Here is a 12,041-nt window from a genome sequence, read left to right as displayed (position 1 = left end):
CTGTCAAGCCTAGCCTGACAATGAGTTCGCCTGGGGCCGGATTGTCTGGGAGTCCCCAGCCGCCGCATGTTGCCGCCTCCCGCCACCCTCAGGAGCGCGCCCATGAAGCTCTACTTTGCCCCCCGAACCCGAGCGGTCCGTCCCCGCTGGCTGCTGGAGGAGCTCGGGGTACCCTACGAGCTGGTCAGGCTCGATCTCGCCCGACAGGAGAACAGCACCCCCGCCTACCTGGCGGTGCATCCGCTGGGCGAGCTCCCCGCCCTGGTGGATGGAGACGTCACGCTGCTCGAGTCCCTGGCCATCTGTCTCCATCTGGCCGACCGGTTCCCGGAGAAGCACCTGGCTCCGCCGCTGGGCTCCGTGGAGCGCGGCCCCTATTACCAGTGGATGGCCTTCGCCGAGCTGACCCTCGATCCGGCGGTGATGGCGCTCTACAGGCACGTGCAGCTGCCCGAGGAGCAGAAGGACAGCGCGCACTCGAACGCGGAGCTGGCCAGGCACAGGGCCCGCCTCACGCCCGTGCTCGACGTCGTCCGCGCGGGCCTCGGCGGCCGTGAGTTCCTCGTGGGACAGTCCTTCACCGCCGCCGATGTGGTGATGGCGTCCATCCTTCACCTGGCCAACACGCTGAAGCTGCTCGACGGGCATCCCCAGCTGGTGGAGTACGTCAGGCGCCACACTCAACGTCCGGCGGTGCGCAAGGCCGCCTCGGGGTGAGCCCTCGCGTGCTACCCTCGCACCCCATGCAGGAAGCTCTCTCCGCCCTCATCGAGGCCGTGCAGGCAACGCACCCCGGACAGATCCTCATCGTCACCGGCGCGGGCGTCAGCCATGCCAGCGGCATTCCCACCTTCCGAGGCACCGACAAGGACGCCATCTGGAAGCGCGATGTCATGGAGCTCGGCACCTACCGGTTCTTCCGCGAGAACCCCGCGGGCTCCTGGCAATGGTACCTCTCGCGTTTCGCGAAGCTCGAGGGCGCGCGGCCCAACCCGGGGCACCTCGCCATCACCGCGCTGGAGCGCTTCCAGCTCGCCCGGGGCGGCGACTTCCTGCTGGTCACGCAGAACATCGACACCCTGCACGAGCAGGCGGGCACCCAGCGCATGATCAAGGTGCACGGCAGCAGCGATCGCTTCCGCTGCTCCGTGCCGGACTGCTCGCTGGGCGAGCCCGAGGGCTCCATCGCCGCCAGCGAAGTCGACCTCACCGCCTTCCGGAAGGAGCCGGTGGAGGCCAACGTGCCGCGCTGCCCGGCGTGCGGCGGCTTCCTGCGCATGCACGTCCTGTGGTTCGACGAGTACTACGCCGAGCACCGGGACTATGGCTGGCACGCCGCGTGCCGTGCCGCGGAGCAGGAGGCTCGCCTGGTCATCTTCGCTGGCACGTCGTTCGCGGTGGGGGTGACGGACATGGTGCTGCGCGCGGCACGCATGCGCGACGTGCCCGTCTTCAACATCGACCCCACCCCGCGCATCAGCGACGATGACGTCACGTCCATCGCCGCCGGCGCGGAGGTCGCCCTGGTCGAGGTGTGCAAGGCGCTCGGAGTGGCGGTGTAGCGCTCTCAGGGAACGCGGAGCTTCGCCACCACCTGCGCGAAGCCGTCGGTGAAGTTCAGGCCCGCGCCCTCGTTCGCCTTGTACACACGGACGTCATACGTCCCGGGCGGAAGGAAGGCGGTGAAGCTGAAGCTTGGATCCTTGCACCGCACGGACGCGGTCTGCACGAAGCTGGAGGACACGTCCTTGAACGAGATGTTCGCGAGGGTGGAGTTCTGGCTCGACGAGTTCGCGCAATAGGACGCATCCAGGGTGGGCGCCAGGTTGTTCACCGTCAGCCGGCCCGACACGGTGCGCACGACTCGGTCGAGCACGAGGTTTGTCACCGGCCCACTGACCGTCAGGTCGGGGTATGTCCCGTGAACGAAGTTCGTCGAGGAGGAGTCCGCGTAAAAACCCTTCCGCGTCTCCACCTTGAAGCTCCCCGCTGGCACCAGCGTCGAGAAGCTGAAGTCGGGCTTCTGGCAGGTGATGGAGGCGCTGGCGTCAGTCCCCGAGATGATCGCGTTATCGAAGAGCACCTCCGCGAGCTTCGAGGTCTTGTTTTCATTCAGGCCACAGTACGCCTCGTGACCGGTGGGCGTCCCACCATTGAGGGTGATCCTCCCCGAGACCGGATGCATCACCTCGTTCAGCACGACGTTGCTCATGGCCCCCGACACAGTGAGCTGAGAGAAGGCGTAGCTCCCGTTCGCGAGATTCGTCGTCTCGCTATCGAAAGGCCGAGCGCTGATCCCGTAGGCATTCGCGGGGAGCACCGTGGAGAACAGGAAGTTGTCGGAGCAGCTCAGCGTCACCGTGCCGTCGAAGCCGTCCGCGGGATCGAACGTCAGGATGGCCATCCGGTCCGTTGAACGGCAGGGGTTCTTCAGGATGGGAGCGGCACCGTTGACCGTGAGCTTCCCGGAGACCGGGTACACCACCTCGTTGAACAGGACGTTCGACAGGGCCCCCGTGACGTTGAGGGACTGCTTCACCCCCACGGGAGACAGGTTCGACACCGGGGGGCCATAGTCCCCTCCGTCGTGCACGTACACCGAGTGCCTGCCCGGCGGCAGGAGGGTCGAGAAGCTGAAGTCCGCTGTACAGGGGACGTCGATGGAGCCCAGGAACCGCAGATCTTCGGAGGAAGCGACGAGGCGCGCGACCCGGAGCGAGCTGGTGCAGGTGCCCGACTTCAAGGTGGGTGTCGCGCCGTTGACGGTGATCTTCCCGCTCACGGCATGCGCCACCTGATTGTAGACCACGTTGGAGACGGGACCCGAGACGACGAGGTTGGGCGTCATGTTCATCGAGCCGGGGAGGATGCGCGGCCCCACGGTGCCCGACCCGAAGGCCGGCTTGATGGTGGGCTTGTACTCCCCGGCGGGGAGCAGCGTCTCGAAGGTGAACTGACTGCTCTGGGCGCAGTTGATGTAGACGCTCGCCAGGCTGCCTTCGCCAGCAGGCGTCGTCACCCGGCTCAACGAGATATCCACGAGATGGGTGCCTGGAGCGTTGGCGCAGGCCGCGGTGTTCGCGAGCGTGGGGACGCTCCCATTGACCGTCAGCTTTCCGGAGACCGGATACACGAGCTCATTGATCTTCAGGTCCGGCTGGTCCGCATGGATGTCCACATTGCTCGCCGCGCGCATCCGCAGCGGCGCCATCCGCAGGTTGGCGTCGTTGGAGGAGTATGGCTCCACGAAGACGTCGTAGGTGCCGGGCGCGACCCTCGTGGAGAAGTTGAACCCATTGTGGTTGCAGCGCACGGACGCCACGAACTCCGCGCCGCTGGCCTTGTGCTGGAACGTCAGCCTCGCCAGCTCGCGGGAGGGATAGCTGCAATAGCTCGAGTCATAGGTGGGGATCGCGCCGTTCACCGTCAGGTGACCGTTCACCGTCACCATGTCCGTGTTGAGGATGAGGGAGGTCAGCGATCCGCCTTCGCAGACCAGCGCGGAGCTGCACGTGAACCCGTTGGGGCAAGGCGGCGAGCAGGGGCTGGTAGCCACACAGCGCTCCTGGGTGCAGGACTCCGACGCCGTGCAGTCCTTCCCCACCCAGTCCAGGCAGCCCCCCTGGACGAGCTGACAGGTCTCCTGCCGCCGGTCGCTGGCGCATCGCTGCGCCCCAGCGGTACAGGTGTCCGTGCAGGAGTCGGTCGAGCACTGGCCGTTACGACAGACCCCCGCCCCGCAGCTGGTGGTCGCGCCCCACTCGGTGCAGCCGGTCATCTGTCGCTCACAGGTCTGGACGCCCGCGCCGTCACACCGGGCCTGTCCCTGGGTGCATTGATCGCTGCAGCGCTCCACGCACGCGCCGCCACTGCAGACGAGCCCACCCTGGCAGGCCTGCGCCGCGGCGAAGGCGAGGCAACCGTCGGCCCCGCGGACGCACTCCGCGCGCTTGCCTGCCTCGCAGCGTGCTGCGCCTTCCTGGCAGGTGTCGCGGCAGCTCGCGAGCTTGCACACGCCCGCGACGCACTGCTCCAGCGAGCCACAGCCTCCACACGCGGCGCCTCCCGAGCCGCAGGCGAGAGCCTGGTCGCCTGGAGCACAGACGCCGTCGCTCTGACAACAGCCGAGACAGTTGGAGGCGTCGCAGGTGGTGGTGCTGTCACCTCCGCACGCGGAGACGACCAGAAGCAGGGAGAATGCTATCGCCGTGCGGGCGAAGCCGGGCGCGGACATCGGGAGCTCCTTCGAGGATGGGCGCCGGCTACTTGAAACCATGCAACGTTGGCGCGGCTTGAACGAAACGCAGATTGCGGTTCGCTGTCTCGAGGGCATGAGGAGGGGTGAAGCGAAGCCCTCAGGAGGCGCGCACCTCCAGGCCCAACACGGGCAGCTGGAGCACCTCGCCCGCGTGCGCCGAGGCGAGCAGGTGCGGCAGTGCGCGCTCCTCTCGCCCCGCCTCCCTCCAGTGGTGGGCCAGAAGACTGGCCGGAGCCCTCTCCCGCTCGAGCACCGTGGCCAGCCGGCCATGGAGCAGCCGCGCGGCCGCGGAGGGAAGGGAGGCCCGGACCGCCTCGAGGACCAGGTCATGGCTGAAGCGCTCCCCCACCAGGATCTGCGCCGCCTCCAGCTCGCAGAGCGCCGCGTGCACCGCGCTGGCGGGTACCTCGAGCGCCTCGGGAGCCAGCGCGGCGCGGAAGTGCGAGTCCGCGAGCGCGGCCAGCTGGGCCGTCTGAAGCGCCAGGGGCGAGAGCCGCGCCAGCCGGCGCTGGATGAGCGGGCCTACGCGGCCAGGAGGTGGCAGGCGATGGGGCCACTCCTGGTGCAGGGAGTCGGTCTCGATGAGGTGCTTGAGCGTCTCGATGATGGCCAGCGGGTTGCCTCCCGTATAACGCGCCAGGTTGTCGGCGTGGGCCTCGGCGCCGGGCAGCTCCAGCCCCGCCAGCAGCTGACGCACCTCCTCCGGAGACAGCGGCCCCAGCTCGATGATGCGCGCCATCCCCGAGTCCACGAGCTGCCGGACGTAGGCCTCCGCGTACGGGGGGAGCTCACCGCGACGGTAACAGTCGATGAAGCAGGGGCGCGGTGAGGAGCCAGCACCGGACTCCAGCATCCGCTTGAGCGCGTAGACGAACACCCGGGCGCTGGCCCTGTCCCAGTACTGCACATCATCCGCGACGACGAGGCGCTCATGCGCGAGGAGCTGCCCCATCGCCTCGACGTTCGCTTCGTAGAAGCGCAGCTCGGCCGCCTCGGAGGCCAGAGGCGGCAACGGGCGCGCGTCTCCCAGCTCCGGCACGATGCGCGAGAGCTCCGCGCGCACCCAGTCCGCCAGCTTCACGTCCGGTCGGCGCGCCAGGAGCACGCGGAAGGTCCGTGCCTGCGAGGAGAAGGGGATGTCCGGATCCTCGGGGCGCCCCTCCATCCGCACCCACCGCCCCTGCGAGGCCGCGAACTCCTCGGCCAGGCGGGACTTTCCGCTCCCCGGCTCGCCGGAGATGAACAGGAGCTGGCCCGAGTTCAACCCGTCCTGCAGCTGGCGCCAGGCGGCGGCACGGCCCACGAGCACCGGAGGGCGCAGCACGGACACGGGCAGCGAGGGGAAGGCGACAGGTACCGGGCGGGGAAGCGAAGTGCCCTTCTCGATCTGGCGCACCAGGGCCAGGGTGTCGGGCATGGGAGTCACCCCCAGGTCCTGCGCGAGCGTCGAGCGCAGGCGCTCGAAGGCGGTGAGGGCCGCGCTCCGATCTCCTCGCAGGTGGTGCAGGCGGATGAGGTGACAGCCGGCCTGCTCTGACGAGGGCTCCTGCCGCACCCAGTCCTGGGCCAGGGTGAGCGCGGCCGTCCAATCACACAGGGCCAGGTGGCGCCGGAGCTCCGCCTCGCGCGCATTGCGCACCCAGCCCTCCACGGCGGCGCGGGCGCCATCCAGCCATCCGGCCAGCTCCTCGCAGTCGTCAAAGTCGAGGCCACACAGCAGCACGCCGCCGCCGCCAGCGCGCACCGCTTCCAGCACCTCGGCGTGGGACTGAGCCACCGCCGCGTGCCTCAGGAGCGCGACATCCAGCCGCGGCGAGGACCCCAGGGCCAGCCGTTCGGAGTCCGCCTCCACCAGCTCCAGGCCGCCGGACGCCAGCCGCAGGCGACGCAGGAGCTGGCGCATGTTGCCGCGCGCCGTGGCAGAAGGAGAGTCGGGCCACAGCAGGGTCGCCACGGAGGACTTGGGCGAGGGCCCCTCCAAACCCAGATAGGCCAGCAGCGCCGCGGCCCGCCGCTCCAACCTCACCCGCTGCCCCTCCGGGCCCTCCAGCTGGGCGAGCCCCAGCACCTGAGCTTTCCATGCAGTCGCCACCACCTGGGTTCTCCTTGGACGCGAATGATGCGGTGTCCCGCTCGCGACTCCGGCCCGTGAGGACATCCACATCACTTCCCCGAAGCATGACCAGGCCTCTGGAGGCCCGAATCCAGATGATTATTCCCAAACATGCTCAGCCTCGCACCCGCCCGTCATTCAAAGCTCACATGTCCCAGAAATTGAGGCTCGCGTGTCTCCACGATGAAAGCTCGCATGTCCCAGAAAATGGGGCTCGCGTGTCGCGGCGCCGTGCAGCCCTCCTCGCCCTCGTCACGCGCCCATCACGCCGCCCCGATAGACAGGCCACACCCGCTCGCAATCTCGCGCAGCTGGTGCAGCGGAGCTGTCCGGCCCGCTGCCTTGGAAACACATCATGCCGAGGGTAGACATGAAGAAGCTTTGGAAGATGGGAACGATGGCGCTGGCTCTGGCGGTGGGCGTGACGGCGGGCGCGGCCATGGCGGCCAGCGGGGCTCCGGCGCAGCAGGTGGAGGGGGCTCCCGGCGCGCAGGCCCTGTGGTGTCCGACGCCCGCGCAGTGCGATCGGGCCGACCGGCTCTGCCTGGACTACGAGCTGACTCCGCAGCAGTGCGAGATCCTCACGCTCTGCATCGAGTGCGGCGTCGAGTGGTGAGTCCGCGCCTCAGGGAAGCTTCACCCTGAAAGGCACGGCGATCCGGCGTGGCCAACGCTGGATCGCCGTGTCGTTGCATCGTCGGCTTCAGCGGAGAAAGGCAGCCCTGCCCTCGAGGGCGATGAGCTGTCTTCACGCAGGCAGCCGCCGCTGAGACGGTCGACCATCGCGCAGAGGCGCGAGGATCCTCGCGTGCTTCATGACATTCGCCAGTCCACGAGGATTCCCACCGTGAAGAACTCCCTCCACCCTGTGTGGAAATGTTTCCACGGACGATCGGACCTCAACGGGGGGAGTCGGGTCAGGCGGCGGTCGAGTCCGCGCTGACACTGCCACTCACCCTCTTCCTGATCCTCGGGACGCTGCAGCTCTTCATGATGCTGCAGGGTCGGGTCATGGCTGAGTACGCGGCCTTCGAGGCGGCGCGCGCGGGCAGCCGGCACCACGGCGACTGCAAGCACATGGCGCACGCGGCCCTGGCGGGACTGCTGCCGAGCATCGTGCCCTATCTCGGCAACGGGACGCCGGGAAGCACTCCCGAGGAGAAGCTAGCGATGGCCTGGCGCCAGCGCGTAGGCAGCACGGAGAACCCTGATCCCCGGTACCTGCCAGGCGTGGACGGGACGCATGACGGGCCTGTCTTCTGGCTGGTGCGCGAGCAGCCCTTGTCCGCCGACGTGCCTCATCCGGAGGACTTCAGGTTCGACGCCCCCTTCCAGGAAGGCGGTGGCATGCGGCTGGAGGTGCGTCTCATCTACTGGTTCCCGCTGAAGATCCCCTTCGCGGACTGGGTGATGAGCCACATGTTCCTGGCATCCCTCGGCCTGAGGGACTTCAACGGGGCCAACCCGCTGATGCTCGCGCGGAGGCAGGCGGGCTGGAAGGCGGGCAAGTCGCCCCGGTCATTGGACGACGGAATCCGGGAAGAGCTCGTGAGCCGCCTGGCGGCCAGGCAGTACGTCTTTCCCATCCAGGCCACGCACGGCATGCGGATGATGACGCCGGCTCGGGCGAGGCACTTCCAGAACCAGAACTGCGGCAGCGCTCCGCAGAGCTTGTGAGGTCGCGATGGCCCGTTCCATGAAGCGAGGGCAGACGCTCGTCCTGTTCGCTCTCACGCTGCTGCTGCTCACCCTGATGGTGAGCCTCACGCTGTCCATCGCCGTGAAGGCTCGGGAGAAGATGGAGCTGGAGACCGCGGCGGATGCGGCGGCCTACTCGCAGGCGGTAGCCACCGCCCGGGCCTTCAACAGCATCTCCCTGATGAACCGCGCGCTGATGAGCCACATGGTGTCCATGACGGGGGTCGAGAGCCTCATCTCCTGGAGCGGCTACTACCGCGCCACCATCGAGTCGGCGAAGAAGGCGTACGAGGACATCAAGGTGTCGGGCTACATGCCGCTCACCGCCTTCTGCGGGTGTGCCTCCAAGAGCAGCCGGTGCGCGCGGTTGTGTCGGTGCTCCACGCAGGCCATCCGGGACATCAGCGACACCCAGGACAGGCTGACACAGGCGGAGCAGCGGGCGGAGCAGATCTTCAGGAACCTGGATGGGCGCGCGGGAGAAGAGGCGCGCTCCCTGCAGCTCTCCTCCATCCACCAGGATCAGCTCGAAGTCTTCCAAGGCCTGCAGGAGGCCATGCTCCTGCGCCCCTTCAGCACCTATGATCCGATCGCGCCAGCCATCGCTCGGGAAATAGGGGGCGATGTCTCCGCGCTCGAGGCAACCGTCGCCGTGAATGGCAGGGAGCTGGGCGGCGCGTGCCCCGGCGAGGGAGCTGCTTGCAAGCGCCGCGAGACCAAGAAGCTGGGGCACGTCATCTCGGCAGCCATGGGCGCTCGGGGCAGCGCCTTCGTCACCGGGAGGAAAGGTGGGGCGAACCTCATTCGCGGAAAGCTCACCCAAGCCATGCCCTCCAACGAGCTCGTCTGGGTATCCGATGAGGGCAGTGGCTACTTCGCCTTGGACAAGACGCATGCGGCCAAGGTGAGCGGCGAGGCGGCCTACGCGGACGACCATGGACAGGTGATCGTCGTCTTTCGTCGTGCGCGGTCGCCTTGCCCGACGTTTCCACCCATGCGCAAGGAAGCCGAGGCGCTCGTCCGAAGCGATGACTCCCGGAATGACACGGACCAGCACACGTGGACTGGGGGCCAGGATCCCAATGCTCGGCGGAAGAGGCACACCTTGGGCGACTGCACCAACTGCCCAGGCATGTGGCCACCTCACATGGACTACAACACCGGCGTCCTGGCGAGTGCCGGCAACCTCTACGGGCAGCCGAAGAACTACGCCGTGCTCCAGCGCGACTACGGGTCGCGGCCGGGGGACCCCTGGAACCTGTTCTTCCGCTTCCACTTCCGCCCTGCGGGTGCGGGCACGAGGTTCGACAACAGGGGTCTGCTGTTGTCTGACGGCACGGACATCTCCCGGGCCGTGGCGCTGTCCGCGGGCATTGCCTACTACCACCGTGTGGTGGGGTCGGAACAATGGCGCGAGCCGCCCAACTTTCTCAACCCGTTCTGGCGCGCCACGCTCGTGGGCGCGGACGTCGATCAGACACGAGACGTCCCGGACATCGTCTCGACGCTCGGGGCGACCGATACCGAGGCTGGCCGGGTGGCGGCCGCATTGGCGAAACAGGGGTATCAGGCATGGTGACCGCGGCTCTCAGGGGACAGGCCACCGTGGAGCTGGCGCTCGGGCTGCTCGTCTTCGTCACGGTCCTGGTCTTCGGTCTCCACTTCGCGGAGACGGGCTACGTGATGCTCGAGGTGACGGAGGCCAATGCGAGCGCGCTCTGGCACGCCAGCTCCGCGAAGATGCACCGCCTTCCCGGAGACTTCTCGCCTCTCGAGCAGCTCATCGCCCAGGACAGCCCAGGCCGCGAGACCACCGCTCGCTACCAGGACTTCGATGGCCGTACCTCGAAGCAGGGCGAGGCCCAGGCGCGGCTCGTCTTCACCCAGGCGAGCGGACTCCGGGTGACGTGTGATGCGGGTCCCCAGCGCATGGAGCACCGCCCCCACTTCAAGCCGGTGAAGCGGACCGGCGAAGTCTTCAAGGACGTGGGAACGATGCGGTGTCGCGCCCAGGCCACGGTGCGGGTGCTGGACGCGTTCCCCCAGAGCTTCCTCGACTCAGGCCCCGGAGCCCTGTTCCAGGAGCGCCACCTCAATCCCCTGACGATGACCGTCTGTGGAGTCAACCGCGCGCAAGGCACCTCCTGCGAGCGGGGCTTCAGCCTCCTGCTGGACGACTGGGGCCTCGCTACGGATGACGAGCTCAACGAGTGCGAGGTGCTCGAGGGAAGAGAGTGCCGCAACCCCGCCTACTTCCAGTCGGTGCGGCTCGTCTACAAGCAGCACCTGCCCCCCATGGGAGCAGCCAGGATGCTCGCCGAGCGGACCGTGGGGGGCACCCCGGGCAACTTCGATCCCTCCACCTTCTACATGAGCTTCCGTGTCTTCCAGGAGCGGGGGCCCGGTGGAGACAAGGATCCCAACAACTGGATGACGACGCCGGGCAAGGGCAGCCCTACGCCTGAGTACGACTCGGCCTACGGGCTGCGTGGGACGTGCTTCCTGGGGCAGAAGTGTTGACCCTCGAGGTGAGGCTCCGAGAACGAGGCTCACGCCAGCAGAAGACAGTCTCCTGCGACCAGCGCCTGGCGTAGACATGCATCGCCCCCGCCTCCATCTCTTGGGTCCTCGCTGACAGCGAATGGGGGAACGACATGGGTATCACCGCAGACCTGGTGGGAAATGTCCTCGGCAAAATCAAGAGCGTGAGCGCGGAGGACATGAAGAAGATCGAAGCGATGCCCGAGGAGTTGAGGGACCTCCAGCTGACCGCACTGAAGCTGCAGAAAGAGGAGCAGGCCATCACCCTCATCTCGAACATCATGAAGAAGATGCACGACGCCAACATGGCGATCATCAACAACATGCGCTGAGGCCACCTCGGGCGCCTCGAGCGGGAGGGCTCCGGCCCCAGTCCTCGCACGAGCAGGTGCGCCCGGTGACAGGCAGGACTTTCCGAATGAGGCCTGGATGCCGCTGGCGCCAGGCCTCCTGGGAGAGTGAGCGGACGCGCTACTGGTAGGTGCCCCTCCCGGTACCACTTCTGGTTCCAGGAGGCGGGCGCGTACGAGCAGGCCGTCCAGTCCCAGCCGCGCCACCCCGATGAGCTCGCCGCGGCGCTGGGCTCCGATGCCCCGAAGGCCCAGTGCCTCGCGCTCGACGCGCTGGAGGCGGGCACCTTCGCGAAGCTCGAGTCGAAGGTGCTGGACCTCCTCGGGGCCTGGGCCCCCGTGGCCTGGAACGCCCGCCGCACCCTCAGACGGCTCGGCAGCGGGCCCCAGGCACAGCGCCAGCGTGGCCCCTCCGAGAGGGCCGGGACCGGCACAGGCATGACGGAGCCCGTCATGCTGTGAAGAACACCACCCGGCGGCTAGGCTCCACCGCGGAGTACAGCTGGAAGGCGGGAGGACGTCACCACGGCGCATGGCTCCTCCCGAGATGTCTCCCTGGTGCCGGAGGATCTCAGAATGACTGCAAACCGTTGGTTGGGACTGGCCACGCTGACCGTGCTGTTCGCCTCGAGCGCCATGGCCCAGGCCCAGGCCCAGGCCCCGAGTCCGGTGGGGCGCTGGACCACCATCGATGACGAGACGAAGAAGCCCAAGTCCGTCATCGCCATCTACGAGGAGGGCGGCAAGCTGTTCGGGAAGATCGAGAAGACCTTCCCCGAGCCCAACGAGGAGCAGAACCCGGTCTGCAAGAAGTGCGAGGGGGCGCTGAAGGACAAGCCCATCATCGGCATGGTCATCATGCGCGACCTCAAGAAGGACGATGATGAGTGGTCGGGCGGAACGATCCTCGACCCGAGCAACGGCAAGACCTACAAGGTCAAGATCTCCGTCGAGGACGGAGGCAAGAAGCTGAAGGTCCGCGGCTACATCGGCCTGTCGCTCATCGGGCGGACCCAGCACTGGGTCCGCGCCGAGTAGACCTCGCAGCGGTACCGCCGGGGCGGGACGGGGTGGACGTCCC

At 67.8% G+C, this 12,041-nt stretch carries 11 protein-coding genes; 9 read left to right on the top strand and 2 right to left on the bottom strand.

Annotated elements, in window-relative coordinates; translation table 11 throughout:
- The first annotated feature begins 102 nt into the window (after window positions 1–102).
- Both KY572_RS16365 and KY572_RS16360 read left to right on the top strand, forming a co-directional pair.
- Entirely contained in the window at window positions 103–717 is a 615-nt protein-coding gene (locus tag KY572_RS16365; protein WP_263451719.1) for a glutathione S-transferase family protein, read from the top strand.
- A gap of 26 nt (window positions 718–743) precedes the next feature.
- The gene (locus KY572_RS16360; RefSeq protein WP_224243556.1) at window positions 744–1,562 is read left to right on the top strand and encodes an SIR2 family NAD-dependent protein deacylase; all 819 of its coding nucleotides are present in this window, start codon (window positions 744–746) and stop codon (window positions 1,560–1,562) included.
- Between the two features lie 5 nt (window positions 1,563–1,567).
- Here KY572_RS16360 and KY572_RS16355 read toward each other — a convergent pair whose 3' ends face one another.
- Together KY572_RS16355 and KY572_RS16350 are read right to left on the bottom strand one after the other, a co-directional pair.
- On the bottom strand, window positions 1,568–4,234 hold the full coding sequence (locus tag KY572_RS16355; protein WP_224243555.1) for a hypothetical protein: 2,667 nt from the start codon (window positions 4,232–4,234) through the stop codon (window positions 1,568–1,570).
- A gap of 121 nt (window positions 4,235–4,355) precedes the next feature.
- Window positions 4,356–6,350, bottom strand: coding sequence for an ATP-binding protein (locus KY572_RS16350; RefSeq protein ID WP_224243554.1), 1,995 nt, complete (start codon window positions 6,348–6,350; stop codon window positions 4,356–4,358).
- A 391-nt stretch (window positions 6,351–6,741) separates the two neighbouring features.
- Here KY572_RS16350 and KY572_RS16345 point away from each other — a divergent pair, with 391 nt between their 5' ends.
- The 7 genes from KY572_RS16345 to KY572_RS16315 all read left to right on the top strand — a co-directional run bounded on the left by KY572_RS16345 (window position 6,742) and on the right by KY572_RS16315 (window position 11,998).
- Window positions 6,742–6,987, top strand: coding sequence for a hypothetical protein (locus KY572_RS16345; protein WP_224243553.1), 246 nt, complete (start codon window positions 6,742–6,744; stop codon window positions 6,985–6,987).
- Window positions 6,988–7,247: 260 nt separating this feature from the next.
- Entirely contained in the window at window positions 7,248–8,048 is an 801-nt protein-coding gene (locus KY572_RS16340; protein WP_224243837.1) for a TadE/TadG family type IV pilus assembly protein, read from the top strand.
- A 7-nt stretch (window positions 8,049–8,055) separates the two neighbouring features.
- Window positions 8,056–9,648, top strand: coding sequence for a hypothetical protein (locus KY572_RS16335; RefSeq protein WP_224243552.1), 1,593 nt, complete (start codon window positions 8,056–8,058; stop codon window positions 9,646–9,648).
- Window positions 9,642–10,589, top strand: a complete 948-nt coding sequence (locus KY572_RS16330) for a hypothetical protein (RefSeq protein WP_224243551.1) — start codon at window positions 9,642–9,644, stop codon at window positions 10,587–10,589. Before KY572_RS16335 ends, KY572_RS16330 begins: the two co-directional genes overlap by 7 nt.
- Window positions 10,590–10,723: 134 nt before the next feature.
- On the top strand, window positions 10,724–10,942 hold the full coding sequence (locus KY572_RS16325) for a hypothetical protein (protein ID WP_224243550.1): 219 nt from the start codon (window positions 10,724–10,726) through the stop codon (window positions 10,940–10,942).
- A gap of 126 nt (window positions 10,943–11,068) precedes the next feature.
- Window positions 11,069–11,422: a hypothetical protein gene (locus KY572_RS16320; protein ID WP_224243549.1), complete on the top strand. Its 354-nt coding sequence runs from the start codon at window positions 11,069–11,071 to the stop codon at window positions 11,420–11,422.
- 114 nt (window positions 11,423–11,536) lie between these two features.
- Window positions 11,537–11,998 (top strand): DUF2147 domain-containing protein, encoded by a 462-nt coding sequence (locus KY572_RS16315; RefSeq protein WP_224243548.1) that lies wholly within the window; start codon window positions 11,537–11,539, stop codon window positions 11,996–11,998.
- The last annotated feature ends 43 nt before the right edge of the window (window positions 11,999–12,041 follow it).

This window comes from Hyalangium gracile (genome assembly GCF_020103725.1).
GTDB classification, from domain to species: Bacteria; Myxococcota; Myxococcia; order Myxococcales; family Myxococcaceae; genus Hyalangium; species Hyalangium gracile.
This window is presented reverse-complemented; position numbering and strand designations above follow the sequence as displayed.

Bases quoted from the DNA above. Each gene is read 5' to 3' on its own strand.
- KY572_RS16325 (WP_224243550.1), top strand. From the start codon at position 10,724: ATGGGTATCACCGCAGACCTGGTGGGAAATGTCCTCGGCAAAATCAAG.
- KY572_RS16330 (WP_224243551.1), top strand. From the start codon at position 9,642: ATGGTGACCGCGGCTCTCAGGGGACAGGCCACCGTGGAGCTGGCGCTC.
- KY572_RS16340 (WP_224243837.1), top strand. From the start codon at position 7,248: ATGTTTCCACGGACGATCGGACCTCAACGGGGGGAGTCGGGTCAGGCG.
- KY572_RS16345 (WP_224243553.1), top strand. From the start codon at position 6,742: ATGAAGAAGCTTTGGAAGATGGGAACGATGGCGCTGGCTCTGGCGGTG.
- KY572_RS16315 (WP_224243548.1), top strand. From the start codon at position 11,537: ATGACTGCAAACCGTTGGTTGGGACTGGCCACGCTGACCGTGCTGTTC.
- KY572_RS16335 (WP_224243552.1), top strand. From the start codon at position 8,056: ATGGCCCGTTCCATGAAGCGAGGGCAGACGCTCGTCCTGTTCGCTCTC.
- KY572_RS16365 (WP_263451719.1), top strand. From the start codon at position 103: ATGAAGCTCTACTTTGCCCCCCGAACCCGAGCGGTCCGTCCCCGCTGG.
- KY572_RS16360 (WP_224243556.1), top strand. From the start codon at position 744: ATGCAGGAAGCTCTCTCCGCCCTCATCGAGGCCGTGCAGGCAACGCAC.
- KY572_RS16355 (WP_224243555.1), bottom strand. From the start codon at position 4,234: ATGTCCGCGCCCGGCTTCGCCCGCACGGCGATAGCATTCTCCCTGCTT.